The sequence below is a fragment of the Duganella sp. GW821-FHT01E12 genome (genome assembly GCF_059422325.1).
In genome coordinates this window covers 127714-144089 of the sequence record NZ_JBWKWR010000003.1, presented here as the reverse complement: position 1 = coordinate 144089, position 16376 = coordinate 127714, and the positions used below count along the sequence as shown (strand labels likewise).

Sequence of the window (16376 nt, the reverse complement as noted above, 5' to 3'; positions counted from 1 at the left end):
GTATGAGTGTAGAAAGTTGGCAGCATCCGTTGTCGTCCCGTAGTCCGTTTCGCCTGGCCGGTCCTTGCCTCTTCGGCATCGGCCTGGCCATGATCCAGCCAGCAAGGGCCGACGACCCGCCGCCAGCATCAAACGCTCAACCCACGCAACTGGAAACCATCCGCGTCAGCGCCGCGCGGCCTGGCGATGCCGATTACTCGGCGCCGTCCAGTAAGCAAGTCCTCACAGGCGAAGAGCTGGCCTGGCGCATCAGCGCCGGCCAGAGCAACGCCAGCCTGGCGCGCAGCGTACCCAATCTCAGCTTCGTCGATCTGGGCGCGACCTACAGCAATGTGTTCACCATACGCGGCGTGGGTTCCTTCATGCCGCTATCGAGCGACGACAGCTCGGTCGTGGTGTACGTGAACGATGTGCCGCGCGCCGCAACCGGCGCCGCCCCCAGCCTGCTGGATGTGGAACGGGTCGACGTTCTGCGCGGGCCGCAGGGCACGCAGTTCGGCCGCAACACGCAGGGCGGCGCGATCCAGATCATCCCCAACGCGCCGCAGTTCCGGCGCAGCCTCGGCACCGCGCTGGAGGTGGGCGAGCACGGGCACGTGTCCACCGACGTGGTGGCGAACACGCCGCTGTCGGACAAGCTGGCCGTGCGCCTGGCGCTGCGCTATGCCGACCAGGACGGCCGGATACCGAACCTGTCGACCGGCGCGAACGACGGCGCGGTGCGCGTGGGTGCGGCACGCGCATCGCTGTTGTGGGGACTGGACGCGCAGACGCTGGTGAGCGCGATGGTCTTCCAGGACCAGACACGCAGCAGCGCGCCGCGCTTCGTCTGGCGCGAAAACCCCGCCTACGCGCAAGTCGCGCAGGACACGCCGACGCTCGGTCAATGGCGCGACAGCGGCGCCAGCGTGCGGCTGGAGCGCGATTTCCCGCAAATGAAACTGACGGCGATCGCCAGCTACCAGGACGCCGACAACCGCCAAGTCTTCGACCTGAGCGACGCGCTGATCGGCGCCGCGACGACGCACCGTCCGCAAGCCTGGTTCAACGTGCCGGGCGCCGACATGAGCGCGATGAACCTGCACGAACGCACCTACCTGCAGGAGCTGCGCCTGGGAGCACCTGAAGGCAGCGCGTTGCAGTGGACCGCCGGCTTGAACCACTTCCGCTCCGACTTCGACAACACCACCGTGGCGCGGGCGTCGCCGGCGGCCTTCAGTTTCGTCAGCACGCAGAACGGCAGGCAGTACAACCGCACGCGCAGCGGCAGCACCGCGCTGTTCGGCGAGGCGAACGTGCCGCTGTCCGATTACGTGAGCGGCATCGCCGGCCTGCGCTACACGTCCGAGCACAAAAGCGCGAGCTATCTGTTCGACGGTAACGGCAATCCGATGGTCGTGCCGTACTTCGACGGCAAGGCGGAACTGGACTCCCGGCTGGTGACCGGACGACTGGGACTGTCACACGACGACCGCGCCGGAACGCTGTTCTACGCCACGGCGGCGCGCGGGGCTTCCGCCGCCGGCTACTCCGCGCTGTCCACCAGCAGCCCGCGCGGCAAGCTGGAGCCGGCCTTCCCCGAATCGAGCAACTGGACCTACGAGGCGGGCTTCAAATCCCGTGCGCTGGCGGCCGGCCTGGGCGTGCGCGCGGCGGTGTTCTACAACGACGTGAGGAACGGCCACCTGGTCGTGTTCGATCCCACGCAGGCTCTGCTGCGCCCGGTCTCGCTCGACTACCGCAGCCAGGGCGCGGAGCTGGAACTGGAAGCCCAGCCCAGCCCGCGCCTGCACCTGCGCGCCGGCCTGGGCTACACCGACGGCAAGCTGGCCCACGTGCCGCCGCAACATCTGTCGGGTGCCAGGAGCGGCGCGCCGTTGCCCAACGTGCCCAAGTACAGCATCGACCTGGAAGCCAGCCACACCGCCGACGCCCGCCTGTTCGGCCGCGCCGGCCAGCTCAAGACCAACGTCGGCTGGCAATTCGTGGCCCGGCGCAGCGCCGACATCAAGCAGAGCTTCGACCTGCCCGGCTACGCCCTGCTGAACGCCCGCCTGAGCTGGCAGCACCGCGACTGGAACCTCTATACCTACGCCAACAACCTGGCCAACCGGGCCTACGCCATGACCGGACAAGCCTGGTCGGCCGGCGTCAACTCAGTCCGTCCGGGCCAGGGGCGCGAGCTCGGTCTCGGCGTGATCAAACAATTTTAAGGAAGGAACCGCCATGCTTGGCATCATTACAGACAACGCCGTCAAGGCGCCGCCCGCGCGTCCGGTCAGTACCTGGCCCATTCTCGGCGCGATCGTCGTGATCTATTTGGCGCTGGGCGCCATCATGGGCTTCGTGCAGGGCCTGGGGCCGGTCCTGCGCAGCCAGGGGCTCTCCCTGAGCGACATGCGCGGACTGTTCCTGGTCCTGATTCCCTTCGGCCTGGCCTTCCTGTGGGCGCCGTGGGTGGACCGCCTGCGCTGGCCGTGGCTGCGGCATCGCAGCGGCTGGATGCTGAGCATGCAAACGCTGGCGCTGTTGGCCATCGTCGCCATGGCCGGCATGCCCATGCCCACCGCCGGCACGTCCTGGTGGCCGACGCTGATCCTGGCCTGCATCGCCACGGCGGCCGTGGCCACCACCGATTTGGCGGTCGACGCCTTCTGCGTCGAGCACGTCACCCCCGCACACCGGGCGCGCGCGGCGGCGGCCAAGATGGGCGGCATCTCCGTCGGCGTCTTCGTGGGCGGCGGCGTCATCGTCGGCGAGTACGCGCGCCTGCAATGGCAAGGCAGCCTGCTGTGCATCGCCGCGATCCTGGCGCTGGCCTGCGTGCCGGTGCGCGGCCTGTCGGCGCGCGAGCCCGCCGGCCGAACGGCACCTCGGCAGGCCGGCGTGACCGGGGTGGCCCGTCCGTCCCGAGCGGCCGGTGGAATCGGCGTCGTCGGTGCAGCCGGTACGGCCGGTGTCGCCAGCGTGGCCGCCGCCTCCAGCTTGCGCGCCGCCTTGCGCGACCGCGTCCTGCGGCAGCGGCTGCTGCGCGTGACGCTGGCCACCTGCAGCCTGCTGGCACTGTTCAGTTTCAATCGCCTGCTGTTGACGGACATGGGCGTGCCGCTGAGGCGCATCGCGTGGCTGCTGGGCACCATCACGCCGCTGGCGAACGCCATGGCCTGCCTGCTCACGCCCTGGCTGTGCCGGCGCTGGGCGCTGCGTGTGGTGGCCTGGTGGGCGGCCGGGTTCGGCGTCTGCGCGACCTTGCTGCTGGCCGCCGCGTATTGGCGCGGGCTGCACGACCTGGCCATCGCGGCGGCGATCGGCACCAGCGCCATCGCCGCCGCGCTGTATGTGGTGCTGGCCAGCCTGATCCTGGGCTGGGCCGACCAACGCCGCGCCGCCACCGACTACGCGCTCCTGTACGGACTGGGCCGCCTGTTCGCCACCATCACGCTGATGCTGATGCCGGCCTGGATCGCCCATATCGGCTGGGTGCGCTTCCTGATGGCGGATGCCGGCGTGTTCCTCGTCGCGCTGACGCTGCTGCTGCGCTTGCCATCGAAAGAAGAAAAATAAGCGAATTTAAATTCGAGTATAATCGCATCCATGAAACCAAAGGATGCCAAGAAGATCGAAGCCATCGCCGCCGCCGTGTACCGGCTCGCGGCGCGGCGCGGGCTTGCGGCCATCACCCTGGCGGACATCGCGCGCGAAGCCGGCGTGGGCACCAGCACGCTCTACGTCTACTACCCGTCGCGCGAGGAGTTGCTGGACGACGTGTATCAAAAAGCCAAGACCGCGACCTTCCTGCGCTACGGCCGCAACGACGATCCGGGCGCCTCGCTGAAGGCCAGGATACGGCAGATCTGGGCCAACCTGGTCGACAACCGCATTGAAAACAGCGACCAGGTGGCTTTCCTGGAACAGTACTTCCACTCGGATTTCATCACCGAGCCAAGCCGGGCGCTGAGCCAGAACCTGTCGGCGCCATTTTACGAACTGCTCGCGGGCGGCCAGCGCAGCGAGCAGCTGAAGCCGGTCCCGGTGGTCTTGCTGGCGGCAACAATTATGGGCCTGGCGAAGGAAACCGCGATGCTGGTCGCCAGCGGCCGCATGGCCAACGACGAGCACACGCGCGCACATGGCTTCCAGCTCTGCTGGGATGCCATACGGGCCTGAGGTCCGTTTTTTTTGAACTTTAACCGAATATTTATTCGCTCAAGGAGAAATACGATGCAAAGCCCTGCCCCAAGCAAAACCGTTCTGATCACCGGCTGCTCCAGCGGCATCGGCCGCGCCACCGCACTGCGCTTCGCCCGCGCCGGCTGGCAAGTGGCGGCCACGATGCGCGACACCGGCAACGCCGGCGAACTGGCCACGCTGCCCAATGTCATGGTCCACGCGCTCGACGTCACCGACCAGCAATCGGCCGCGGCGGCGGTCGATGCGACGCTGGCGCGCTTCGGCCGCATCGACGTGCTGGTCAACAACGCCGGCTTCGGCCTGTTCGGCCCGTTCGAGACGGCCAGCGACGCGGTCATCGAACGCCAGTTCGACACCAACGTCTTCGGCGTCTTCAACCTGGTGCGCGCCGTGCTGCCGGCCCTGCGCGCGCAAGGCGACGGCGTCATCATCAACGTGGCATCGATCGGCGGCCTGACCACGCTGCCGTTCAATTCGATTTATCACGCGACCAAGTATGCCGTGGTCGGCTACACCGAAGGGCTCAACCATGAGCTGGCGCAGTTCGGCGTCCGCGCCAAATACGTGGCGCCGGGCGGCGTCGCCACCGACTTCGCCGGCCGTTCGCTGGCCGTCACCTTCGACAACGACCAGCATCCGTACGCGGACAGCGTGGCCAGGGCGGTCGCGGCCTGGGGCGCGCGGCGCGGCGGCCATTCCACGCCCGAGCAGGTGGCCGAAACCATCCTGACCGCCGCGACCGACGGCAGCCGCCAGGTGCGCTACCTGTCCGGCACCGACGCCGAGGCCTTGCTGGCCGCGCGCGCGAACCTGGACGATGCCGGCTATCTGGACCTGATGCAGCAAACCTTCGGCCTGGCGCCCGCCCAGCCGTAACGGCGCTGACGACACGGCTCTCGCATGCCTACTGCTGTGGGCATGTGCTGTAGCCGTGGTCGTCCTGGAAAACGCAGCTCTTTTGCACGTACTTCGTATCGACCAGGTTCAGGATGCGCGTGGTTCTGCCGTCGATCTTCGAGGCCTGCTCGACCAGCACCGTCTTGCCGCCGGCCTTGGCATCCACCGCGTACAGGCCGTAGGAAGCCCAGTCCGCAAAGGACAGCTTGAAGCCCCCTTTCGGTTCCGACAGCATCACAAAAAACACGGAGGACTGGTTGGCCGACAAGCTCTGGCAATAATAGCGGTCGGAGATGATGTAGTCCTTCACGCCATCGCCGTTCAGGTCGAGGCGCCCGGCCGTCAGCGCCTGCCCCACCGACTTCCTGCCGTAGCCATGCTGCTTGAAGCATGCGGACTCGGCGTCCGGGCCGTTGGCGTCCTGGCATGCGGACTTGGCGCCGAGCTGCATCGACGCTATGCGGCCGGAACAATAGTTCAGCGCTTCGGCAAGCTCCGTCCCGGTCTTCGGCCATTGCCTGAGTTGGGCCAACATGGACTGCGCCACCGGCTCGGAAACATAGTCCGCCTCATTGGGTTTGACCGGCCGCACCTTGTCTTGTTCCCGGTTGGCGCCGCTGGCCAGCGGCTCCAGGTTCGCGATCCGGATATCTTCCGCGGCGACCTGCGGTGTGCCCGGCGTACACGCGAGCAGCAGCAAGGAGCTTGCAAGGCCCAGGAAAATGGCAGGAGTGCCGTACTGTGTCATTCGAAGTTTCCTGTCTTGAATAGTCGGCGCACGCTCGCGGCGCCTGTTTTGTGGCAAAAAAGAGATTTAGTAAACAGTTAACCAAAATAACATTGTTTTTCTTTTGGCAAAATTGCCCCCTCTATGTGAAACTAATGTTTCCTTGCAACTGAGAACCAGTTGCCGGGGCTGAGCCGTCAATAACGACCGCCTTTACAAATGAGAGAGCATACAAATGAAGTTAGAAGAAAAGCAAGTAGTCCTTTCCGTCCGCCTCGCGTTGAGCGCGTTGGCCGGTGCCACGCTGTTGGCGAGCACCGCGCATGCGCAAATCGCGACCAGCGGCAACAACAACGCTGAGCCGACCAAGGTCATCGTCACCGGTTCCAACATCGCCCGCATCGCCGGCGAAGGTGCAACCCCAGTGGCCATCGTCAGCCGCGCCCAGATCGACCGCAGCGGCGCCACCACCGTGGTCGAGCTGCTCAGCAAGCTGCCATCGATCGGCGTTCAGCTTGACGGCAACAGCAAGAGCTCCTTCGCCGGCGGCGCCGCCTCCGTCGGACTGCGCGGCCTCGACCCCAAATACACCCTGATCCTGCTCAATGGCCGCCGCCTGGCCAACTACGGCTTTGCCGACGGCGCGGAAAACAGCTTCGTCGACCTGAACACCCTGCCGCTGGCGGCACTGGAATCGGTCGAGATCCTGCGCGACGGCGCCTCCGCCATCTACGGTTCGGATGCGGTGGCCGGCGTAATCAACTTCAAGACCCGCAACAACTACCAGGGCCTGGAAGTGGCGGGCAAGCTGGGCGCCAACGTCAAGGGCGACGGCTCGACCGGCAACATCAGCGCGACCAAGGGCTGGGGCGACATCGACCAGGACGGCTACAACGTCCTGATGTCGCTCGACGCGCTCAAACGCAACTCCCTGCGCAGCAGCAAGCACTCGGCAGTGGCCGTGCCCGACTACCGCAAATACGGCGGCACCGACAAACGTCCAACCACCGCGTTCCAGGGCTGGGTGCGCGACTACGACAACGGCGAACCGGGCTACGCCATTCCAGGCTGCCAGGGATCGGTCGGCATCGCCGACACCGGCGACCAGGTCTGCTTTACCAACCCCGACAGCATACTGACGCCCTCCATTTCCCGCATCGGCGTCTCGACCATCGTCACCAAGCGCCTGGGCGGCGGCGACGAGTTGTTTGCCGAGCTGGGTTTGAATCGCAACAAATCGACCTACCAACAGGGCTATCCGCGCTTCAGCAGCCAGTTCCTGGCGCCGACCGACGGCACCACCAATCCCGGCGTGCTGGGTCTGCCCGGCCCGACCGACTCCACCAACGGTTTCACGCCGGGCGACCGCCTGCAGGTGTTCCACGACATTACCGAAGTGGGCCACAGCGTCCAGACCATCACCAACACCACCGCGCGCGTGGTCGCCGGCTGGCGCGGCCAGGTACACGGCTGGGACAGCGAATTCGCCGTCAACCTGAACCAGAGCAAGCTGGATGACGACACCACCAACGGCGTGCTGAAGGATGTATCGAACAACCTGCTGGGCAAAGGCATCATGGGCACCGGCGGTTACAACCCGTTCAATCCGGCCAATTCGCTCAGCCTGGTGCAGTCGATGATGCACACCATCCATCACGCCGCCACCTCGCGTCTGGGCACGGCCGAATGGAAGATGAGCACGCCTGAACTGTTCAAGCTGCAGGACCGTCCGGTCGGCTTCGCATGGGGCGCACAGGCCAGCCATGAATCGATCGACGATATCCCGGATTCGCAAACGCTGGCGGGCAACATCGTCGACTATGGCACCACCGGCAGCGTGGCGTCGCGCAATCTGTACTCGGTCTACGGCGAACTGGCGGTACCGCTGATGGCCAACCTGGAAGCGCAAGTTGCCGCACGCGCCGACCATTACAGCGACTTCGGCAACTCCTACAACCCCAAGCTGGCGCTGGCGTGGCGTCCGACCGAGAAGATCCTGGTCCGTGGTTCGGCCACCACTTCGTTCAAGGCGCCTACCCTGCCGGAAATCGGCGCCACCACCACCGCCTACGCCACCGTGGCCGACTGGGCCCGCTGCGGCCCGCTGGGCTACGTGGGCGCACAGTGCTCCTACGGCCCGCGCCAGTACCTGAAAGGCAATCCGGATCTGAAGCCTGAAAAGGCCAAGAACTATTCGGCCGGCATCGTACTGCAGCCGACGAAGGAACTGGTGATGTCGCTCGACTGGTACGGCATCGATCAGCGCGACACGATTCAAGCGCTGGACGCGCAATACGTGCTGGACCACGAAGACAGCATTCCCGGCTACGCCGCGCTGGTCGGCCGCGACCCGCGCAATCTGGAACTGGAAAAGAAACATCCAGGCTTGAACAAGGGTCGTATCAACAACATCACCACGCCCTACAGCAACGTCGGCAAGACCAAGATTTCCGGTTTCGACCTGGACCTGAAATACGACCTGCTGCTGGGCGCGTACGGCAAGCTGCGCTTCAACGAGACGCTCAACCGCACGCTGAAGTTCGACCAGAGCATCACGCCGAACGATGCGCCGGTCAGCCGCCTGGACAGCGTCTATCACCCACGCTGGGCCAATTCCTTCAGCACCTCGTACGAGTACGGCATCCACTTGGCGACGCTGACGGCACGCACCGCCGCCGACACGCTCAACATCGACGATCCTACACACGTCCAGGACCCGGCCGTCACCAACGCGCGCATCCCTTCGTACACCGTATGGGATCTGAACTACAGCGTGAAGGCCAGCCCCAAGCTGACCGTGAACGTCGGCGTCAACAACGTGTTCGACAAGGCCCTGGTGTATGCCAACACGCCTAACGTGAACGAGCGCGTGCAGTCCCTGAACGATGTCGTCGGCCGTTATGTCTACGTGAACGCCCGTTACACCTTCTGATGTAGCACGCTGATGTAGCAGGCAGTTCCACCGGATCGGCGCCGCGCCACGCGCGCCGGCGATCCGCGTCCCCCATCAAAAACCCCTTCCGTTCCGGCGTTGCGTCGCACGCGCCGCGCAGCCTCCCCGGCTGTGAAATCATTCACCGCCTCGGTGATTTTCGTAATTGCGGTCCCTGGCTGACTCTGCAATCATTGAGCGCCCAAAATGCGGGCATCAAAAGAATATCTAAGGAGAACAACACCATGCGATCACCGATACTGGCCTTGCTGTTCCTGGCCTCGGCTGCTGCGACGGCCCAGGCCGCGCCTATCGCCACGCTCGACCGCAACGGCGCCTGGGTCTCGGTCGAGGCCTATGGACCGAACGTGGTCCGCATCACGCTGGCCGCCGACAAGGCCGAGACGCTCAAAGGCGCCGGCTACGGCATCCTGGCCAGCGGCATCGACAACGCCGCCTTCCGCCACAGCGGCGGCAAGGATGGCGACACCTTCAGCTCGCCCGCACTGAGCCTGCATGTGGCGCCGGCGCCCGCGCCCCACGTGCCGAGCATGAGCGAAAAGTATTTTGCCTCGACACTCGCCCCCGTCGCGCTGCAGGTGAAAAACGCCAAAGGCGAAGTGGTGCTCGACATGACCGGCTGGGACCTGGCGCCGCAGACCGTCAACACCGAGAAGACCTACCAAGCCAGCGCCTCGTTCAGCGCGCCGGCGGACGAGCACTACTACGGCATGGGCCAGAACCAGGAATCGATGGGCCCGCTGGACCTGCGCGGCCGCGTCATCGACTGCAAGCACTGGTACGACGCGCCGGCTGGCGAGACGGTGTGCGTGCCGTTCATGGTGTCGTCCAAGGGCTACGGCATCGTCTGGGACAACCCGTCCGCGACGCGCTTCATCGGCGGCATCAATGGCCGCACGACGTTCCAGTCCAGCGTGGGCGAGCGCGTCAGCTTCTTCGTCATCACCGGCGCCACGCCGGAAGAACTGTATTCCGGCTATGCGCGCGTGACCGGCCGGACGCCGATCCCGCCCAAGGCCGCCTTCGGCCTGATCCAGTCCAAGGCGCGCTACGAGAGCCAGCAGGAAGTGCTGCGCGTGGCCAACACCTACCGCCAGAAGAAGTACCCGCTCGACATCATGGTGGTGGACTGGTTCTACTGGACCCGCATGGGCCAGCTGGACATCGACCCGGCGCAGTTCCCCGACCCGGACGCCATGAACAAGGAGCTGCACGCGCTGGGCATGCAGTCCATCATTTCGTTCTGGCCGCGCTTCGAGAGCTCGGGCCGCTACTTCAACGAGCTCGATACCAAGGGCTACTTCCTCAAGGACAAGGACGGCAAGACCGTCGATGGCCTGCCGTCGCGCTCCGACCGCACCGGCGCGCTGATCGACTCGACCAACCCGGCGGCCAGCAAATGGTACTGGGAGCATGCACGCGACAACGTACTGTCGCATGGCTTCGACTACCCATGGCTGGATGAGACCGAACCCGACCTGGTACCGGACGGCTACTTCTATGCGATCGGCTCCGGCGACCGCTACCACAACGTCTACCCGCTGCTGCACGTCGAAGGCTTTGCCGCGAACATGCGTGCGTGGAAGCCGAACAAGCGCGCGCTGATCCTGTCGCGCGCCGCCTACCTCGGCTCGCAGCGCACCGGCGCTCTGTTCTGGTCGTCCGACATCCACCCCTCGTGGGAAGCGCTGACGCGCCAGATCCCGACCGGCCTGAACATGACCGCCTCCGGCATCGCCTACTGGGGCAACGACATTGGCGGCTGGCAGTGGCTGCCGCAGTCCACCAAGGCCACCAAGGCGCCGCTGCTCGATCCGGCCGGCGCCGCCGACACCGTCGGCCAGAACCACGACTATCCGGAACTGTTCACGCGCTGGTTCCAGTACGGCACCTTCCTGCCGACCTTGCGCGTGCACGGCGACCGCAAGCACACGGAACTGTGGGAATTCGGCAGCCAGGCCGAAGCCATCCTGGCCCGCTACGACCGCCTGCGCTACCAGCTGCTGCCCTATCTCTACAGCCAGGCCAAGGCCACCTACGACAGCGGCGCGCCCTTCATGCGGCCCTTGTGGATGGACTTCCCGAACGACCCGCAGGTGGCCGACATCGGCACGCAATACATGTTCGGGCCGGCGTTCCTGGTCGCGCCCGTGACCGAGCAGGGCCAGACGCAGAAGGACGTCTACCTGCCGGCCGGCAGCGACTGGTACAACTTCTGGACCAACGAAAAGCTGGCGGGCGGCCGCTGGGTCAAGGTGGCGGCGCCGATCGACCAGATCCCCGTGTTCGTGCGGGCCGGCGCCATCGTGCCGCTGGGCGTGGAGATACAGTCGACCGCCACCCGCCAAGCGGTGGCCGAAATCCGCGTCTATCCCGGCAAGGACGGCGAGTTCGCGCTGTACGACGACGACGGCGTGTCCTACGACTACGAAAAGGGCAAGGGCACACTGACCCGGCTGCACTGGAACGACGCCGCCGGCCGCCTGAGCGCCAGCGGCGACGGCGAACTGGCCCGCAAGGCGCCGGGACTGGTCAAACTTGCAGGAAAATAAGCACCAAACCGATGCTGCCCCCACCCAAACAGTATAGCTGCATGCAAAAGTGGTATTGGAAATTATAGGTGGAAATCGCCTAAGATCATCCATTGGCAGATTCATCAAAAAAAGGGCACGGCCGCAGCAAGGCCGTCAATCCGGAGACAATCTTTTTATCGCGAGTATCGCATGAGCACTTTTTCCACCCTGGACGTCACCGTCTTTCTTGTTTATTTCGTACTTGTGGCCGGCTATGGCATCTGGGTCTACCGGCGCAAGCAGGCCGGCTCCGGCCTCGCCTCGCATGACTACTTCCTGGCCGAAGGGTCGCTGACCTGGTGGGCCATCGGCGCCTCGCTGATCGCCTCCAACATCTCGGCCGAGCAGTTCATCGGCATGAGCGGCTCCGGCTTCCGCATCGGCATGGCCATCGCGGTCTACGAGCTGATGGCCGCCGCCACGTTGGTGATCGTGGCCGTGTTCTTCATGCCGGTCTACCTGAAGAACCGCATCTACACCATGCCGCAGTTCCTCGAACAGCGCTACGGCAAGGCGGTCGCCACCACCATGGCGCTGTTCTGGCTGGGCCTGTACGTGGTGGTCAACCTGACCTCCATCCTGTACCTGGGCGCGCTGGCGATCAGCAGCCTGTCCGGCATCGCCCTGCTGCCCTGCATGCTGTTCCTGGCCGTGTTCGCCGCCATCATCACCTTGGGCGGCATGAAGGTGATCGGCTACACCGACGTGGTGCAGGTCACCTGCCTGGTGGTCGGCGGCCTGGTCACGACCTGGCTGGCGCTCGACATGGTCGCCGCGCTGGGCAACAAGCACGGCGCACTGCAAGGCTTCTCCGAGCTGTACAACCACGCCCGCGGCCACTTCGACATGGTGCTCAAGCGCGACAATCCGAACTATATGGACCTGCCGGGCCTGTCGGTGCTGCTGGGCGGCATGTGGATCGTCAACCTGAACTACTGGGGCTGCAACCAGTACATCACCCAGCGCGCGCTGGGCGCCGACCTGCCGACCGCACGCAAGGGCCTGCTGTTCGCGGCCTTCCTCAAGCTGCTGATGCCGGTCATCGTGGTGCTGCCTGGTATCGCCGCCTATGCGCTGGACAAGTCCGGCGCGCTGGGTGACGCCATGAAGGTCGGCGGTGAAGTCAATCCCGACCGCGCCTACCCTATCCTGCTGGGCTTGCTGCCATCGGGTTTGAAGGGCATCGCCTTCGCCGCGCTGACCGCCGCCGTGGTCGCTTCGCTGGCGGGCAAGGCCAACAGCATCGCCACCATCTTCACGCTCGACATCTACAAGAAAGCCTTCAACAAGGAAGCCACCGAGCAGCGCATGGTGTGGATCGGCCGCGTGAGCGTGGTGGTGGCGATGGCGCTGGCCGTGCTGATCGCGCCGATGTTGGGCATCGACAAGAAAGGCGGCTTCCAGTACATCCAGGAATACACCGGCTTTGTTTCGCCCGGCATCCTGGCCATGTTCCTGATGGGCTTCTTCTGGAAAAAGACCACGTCCGGCGCGGCCATGTTCGCCACCCTGGGCGGCTTGGCCGGCTCCATCCTGTTGAAATTCCTGCCGACGATGATGGACCTGTCCTTCCTGGCGCCGATCGGCTTCTCCAAGGACAACGGCAGCGGCGTGTTCGAGATTCCCTTCCTCGACCGCATGTTCATCGTGTTCTGGGTGGTCATCGCCGGCATGGTCGTAATGAGCAAGATGGCAGACGCCAGGCGCGACAACGTCAAGCACATGCACATCGACACCTCGCTGTTCCGCGTCGATGGCGCCTTCGCGCTGGGTTCGGCGGTTATCGGCATCGCACTGACGACGATCTACAGCCTCTGGTGGTAACGACGAGTCGACTTTGTGGATACATTGTATAGACATTGAGCTTGATAAGGCCTAATGCTCGAATCTACGATGTATCCACATAAGGAGGCTTTATGGAACTATCGATTCAAAAATGGGGCAATAGCGCAGCAGTGAATCGCCACAACCGACAGTAACCGATTCACGTGCGCTCACGCATGTAACTACCGATTACCTTACCGTTCAACTCAGTCTCCATTTCGTAGGTCATGCCCAAGCGCTCGGCGACGCGGCGCGATGATTCATTGCCGGAACTGACAAGAGCCCTGACTTTCAGTTCGCCTCGAACCTCGAACACATAATTCAAGACCGCCGAAGCCGCCTCATTCGCAATTCCCTTCCCCCAGAATGCTCGATAAGTATTCCATCCCATCTCCATCACAGTTGATTGTTCGCGAAAAAAAGCTCCCACACTGCCTACGAGCTGGCCAGTCTGCTTATCCTCTATAGCCCACCAGCCAGCTCCGTGGACGAGCCATAATCCAGCATGTGAAGTGAAGATTCGCCAAGCCGCCTGACGGTCGGATGAACCCAAGTGAGCTGAACTTTCCGGATGCCCCAAATGGTCTGCAAATAAGTCGAAGTCGGCGCGCCGATATTCGCGAAGCATAAGTCGTTCTGTCTGAAGGAGAGGAACGGAAGCGGTGAACACGTGATTCATCGGTAATGTATCCTTTAATGTGGGCTTATCAGAACTCTAACTCATCTGGCAGTCCATGTCTGGTCCGAGCTTGTACAAATAAAAAGGGCGGGCGCTGCATTTGCAGCGCCCGCCCTCCTTTGTCGCCCAGCGTTTTAGCGGGTCGGCTTGCCGTTCACATCGTAGACGGCGGCCTCCAGATGCACCACCGTGCTGAGAGCCTTGCTATCGGCCGCGCTGGCCGCCAGGGTCAGCTTGTAGTCGCCCTTGGCGACCTTCCAGGTCTTCGATGCCGAATCGTACATTGCCAGCAAGCGCGGATCGACGGTCACGGAGGCCTGCACGCCGGCGCCCGCTTGCACCTCGACCTTCTGGAAGCCGGCCAGACGCTTCGGCGCTTCCCAGCGGGCCGTCAGCGGCGAGACATAGACCTGCGCCACTTGCTTGCCCGCGACCTTGCCGGTGTTCTTCACCGTGAACGAGGCGCGCACGACGCCGCCCTTGACGCTGGCGGCCAGGTCCGAGAAGGCGAACTCGGTGTAGGACAAGCCATGGCCGAACGGGAACAGCGGCGTGAGCCCCTTCAGGTCGAACCACTTGTAGCCGACCGCGGCGCCTTCGCTGTAGTTGACGTCGAAGCGGCGGTCGGCCACCTCCGGGAAGCCGTCCAGCGCGGGACGCGGCAACTGTGATTCCGACGCCGGGAATGTGGCCGGCAAACGGCCCGACGGATTGACCTCGCCGAACAACACGCCGGCAATCGCCTCGCCGCCGCTGCTGCCGGGATACCACGCTTCCAGCACGGCCGACACCTTCGGCAGCCACGGCATGGTCACCGGGCCGCCGGTTTCCAGCACCACGACGGTGTTGGCGTTGGCCGCGGCCACGGTCGCGATCAGCTCGTCCTGCTTGTCCGGCAGCGACAGGTTGGGCATGTCGAAGCCCTCGCCCGTCCACTGCGTGGCGAACACCAGCACCACGTCGCTCTCGCGCGCCAGCTTGGCGGCGGCGGCGCGGTCGCTGCCGTCGTTGTAGGCCACGCTTGCCGACGGCAACCGCGCCTGTATGGCCTTCAACGGCGACGACGGATACACCATCACCGGGCCCGGCCAGGTCTTAGGCATCAGCTCCGGCGCCGCGTTGCCGCCGGCCGGATACACTAGCGACGAACCGCCGCCGGCCAGCACGCCGCGGTCGGCATAGCCGCCGATCACCGCGATCTTTTTGGCCGAGCGGCTCAGCGGCAAGGCGCCGGCGCTGTTCTTCAGCAGCACCATGCCCTCCTGCGCATCCTTGCGCGACACGGCCGCGTGCGCGCCGAAGTCGATCGATTGCGGCGCCGGCGCCACCGGATGGTCCACCACGCCGTGCGCAAACATCGCGTGCAGGATGCGGCGCACCATGTCGTCCAGGCGCGACTGCGGCACCCAGCCGTTCAGCACGGCCTCCTTCAGCGGCGGGCCGAAGTAGTCGGCCAGGTCGAACGGCATGCCCGATTGCTGGTCCAGCCCGGCGTTGGCGGCCGGCACCGTGCTGTGCGCCGCGCCCCAGTCCGACATCACCCAGCCCTTGAAGCCCCAGTCCTTTTTCAGCACCTCGTTCAGCAGATAGCTGCTCTCGCACGCATACACGCCGTTGACGCGGTTGTACGAGCACATGACCGCGCCCGGATTGCCCTCCTCGTTCGCGATCTGCAAGGCCAGCAGGTCCGACATGCGGGCCGAACGGTCGTCGATCTTGACGTTGAGCGTGGTGCGGTTGGTTTCCTGGTCGTTCAGCGCGTAGTGCTTGAGCGTGGACACGATGCGGTTCGACTGGATGCCCTTGATCTGCTGGCCGACGATTTTGCCGGCCAGCAGAGGATCCTCGCCGGCATATTCGAAGTTGCGGCCGTTGCGCGGCTCGCGCATCAGGTTGACGCCGCCGGCCAGCAGCACGTTGAAGCCGTAGGCGCGCGCCTCCGCGCCTATCATGGCGCCGCCCGCGTAGGCGGTGTTCAGGTCCCAGGTGGCGGCCGTGTTCAGGCCCGACGGCAGCGCCGTGCCGGGCCGCGCATCCGGGCCGGCCTGGCTGGCCACGCCCACGCCCGCGTCGGTTTCCCACAGATGCGGGATGCCCAGGCGCGGCACGCCGTAGATGAAGCCGGCCGATTGCTTGTGCGACGGCGCCGGCCGCGTGGTTTTCTTCGATTCCATGTCGGCGCCGAGGTAGCCGTAGACCAGCTTGAGCTTCTCGTCCAAGGTCATCGCCGCGACCGCCAGGCGGGCGCGCTCCTCCGCGCCGAGCTGGGCATTCGTCCACGGCGTGGCCGCCGGTGCCGCAAGCTCCCCGGCCGCGCCGGTCTGCGCGCCGACACTACCGCAGCACAGCGCCACGGCAGCCGACAGCAGGCTGATTTTTGTCTTCAATTTCATTGGGTCTCCATCACTTTCTTAACGGTTTGCCGGCGATTGTGCCTGCGGGGCGCAGGCCGGGCAATTATGAAAATGACGAATCTCCGGAACGATATTCCGCAGCGGCGGGGGGGGGGGGGGGGGGGGGGGGGGGGGGGAA

At 65.0% G+C, this 16376-nt stretch carries 10 protein-coding genes; 7 read left to right on the top strand and 3 right to left on the bottom strand.

The window, feature by feature from the left end; genetic code table 11:
- Positions 1-2: 2 nt before the first annotated feature.
- From AC07WS_RS10620 to AC07WS_RS10605, 4 genes are read left to right on the top strand one after another with little or no spacing between them, the layout of a single operon-like run.
- Entirely contained in the window at positions 3-2213 is a 2211-nt protein-coding gene (locus AC07WS_RS10620) for a TonB-dependent receptor (RefSeq protein ID WP_494729025.1), read from the top strand.
- Positions 2214-2226: 13 nt separating this feature from the next.
- Positions 2227-3564: an MFS transporter gene (locus AC07WS_RS10615; RefSeq protein WP_494729024.1), complete on the top strand. Its 1338-nt coding sequence runs from the start codon at positions 2227-2229 to the stop codon at positions 3562-3564.
- Positions 3565-3594: 30 nt separating this feature from the next.
- Entirely contained in the window at positions 3595-4167 is a 573-nt protein-coding gene (locus tag AC07WS_RS10610; protein WP_494729023.1) for a TetR/AcrR family transcriptional regulator, read from the top strand.
- A gap of 54 nt (positions 4168-4221) precedes the next feature.
- Complete coding sequence (locus AC07WS_RS10605) at positions 4222-5067, top strand: SDR family oxidoreductase (protein ID WP_494729022.1); 846 nt, start codon at positions 4222-4224, stop codon at positions 5065-5067.
- 28 nt (positions 5068-5095) lie between these two features.
- On the opposite strand, the gene AC07WS_RS10600 is transcribed toward AC07WS_RS10605, so the two are convergent.
- The gene (locus AC07WS_RS10600; protein WP_494729021.1) at positions 5096-5836 is read right to left on the bottom strand and encodes a hypothetical protein; all 741 of its coding nucleotides are present in this window, start codon (positions 5834-5836) and stop codon (positions 5096-5098) included.
- A 214-nt stretch (positions 5837-6050) separates the two neighbouring features.
- Between AC07WS_RS10600 and AC07WS_RS10595 the strand changes: the two genes are divergently transcribed.
- From AC07WS_RS10595 to AC07WS_RS10585, 3 genes are all read left to right on the top strand, one after another.
- Positions 6051-8747 (top strand): TonB-dependent receptor, encoded by a 2697-nt coding sequence (locus AC07WS_RS10595; RefSeq protein WP_494729020.1) that lies wholly within the window; start codon positions 6051-6053, stop codon positions 8745-8747.
- A 245-nt stretch (positions 8748-8992) separates the two neighbouring features.
- Complete coding sequence (locus AC07WS_RS10590) at positions 8993-11320, top strand: glycoside hydrolase family 31 protein (protein ID WP_494729019.1); 2328 nt, start codon at positions 8993-8995, stop codon at positions 11318-11320.
- A 171-nt stretch (positions 11321-11491) separates the two neighbouring features.
- Complete coding sequence (locus AC07WS_RS10585) at positions 11492-13165, top strand: sodium:solute symporter family transporter (RefSeq protein WP_494729018.1); 1674 nt, start codon at positions 11492-11494, stop codon at positions 13163-13165.
- A gap of 160 nt (positions 13166-13325) precedes the next feature.
- On the opposite strand, the gene AC07WS_RS10580 is transcribed toward AC07WS_RS10585, so the two are convergent.
- Together AC07WS_RS10580 and AC07WS_RS10575 are read right to left on the bottom strand one after the other, a co-directional pair.
- Positions 13326-13844, bottom strand: a complete 519-nt coding sequence (locus AC07WS_RS10580) for a GNAT family N-acetyltransferase (protein WP_494729017.1) — start codon at positions 13842-13844, stop codon at positions 13326-13328.
- 134 nt (positions 13845-13978) lie between these two features.
- On the bottom strand, positions 13979-16237 hold the full coding sequence (locus AC07WS_RS10575) for a glycoside hydrolase family 3 C-terminal domain-containing protein (protein WP_494729016.1): 2259 nt from the start codon (positions 16235-16237) through the stop codon (positions 13979-13981).
- Positions 16238-16376 lie beyond the last annotated feature (139 nt).

Bases quoted from the DNA above. Each gene is read 5' to 3' on its own strand.
- AC07WS_RS10620 (WP_494729025.1), top strand. From the start codon at position 3: ATGAGTGTAGAAAGTTGGCAGCATCCGTTGTCGTCCCGTAGTCCGTTT.
- AC07WS_RS10615 (WP_494729024.1), top strand. From the start codon at position 2,227: ATGCTTGGCATCATTACAGACAACGCCGTCAAGGCGCCGCCCGCGCGT.
- AC07WS_RS10610 (WP_494729023.1), top strand. From the start codon at position 3,595: ATGAAACCAAAGGATGCCAAGAAGATCGAAGCCATCGCCGCCGCCGTG.
- AC07WS_RS10605 (WP_494729022.1), top strand. From the start codon at position 4,222: ATGCAAAGCCCTGCCCCAAGCAAAACCGTTCTGATCACCGGCTGCTCC.
- AC07WS_RS10600 (WP_494729021.1), bottom strand. From the start codon at position 5,836: ATGACACAGTACGGCACTCCTGCCATTTTCCTGGGCCTTGCAAGCTCC.
- AC07WS_RS10595 (WP_494729020.1), top strand. From the start codon at position 6,051: ATGAAGTTAGAAGAAAAGCAAGTAGTCCTTTCCGTCCGCCTCGCGTTG.
- AC07WS_RS10590 (WP_494729019.1), top strand. From the start codon at position 8,993: ATGCGATCACCGATACTGGCCTTGCTGTTCCTGGCCTCGGCTGCTGCG.
- AC07WS_RS10585 (WP_494729018.1), top strand. From the start codon at position 11,492: ATGAGCACTTTTTCCACCCTGGACGTCACCGTCTTTCTTGTTTATTTC.
- AC07WS_RS10580 (WP_494729017.1), bottom strand. From the start codon at position 13,844: ATGAATCACGTGTTCACCGCTTCCGTTCCTCTCCTTCAGACAGAACGA.
- AC07WS_RS10575 (WP_494729016.1), bottom strand. From the start codon at position 16,237: ATGAAATTGAAGACAAAAATCAGCCTGCTGTCGGCTGCCGTGGCGCTG.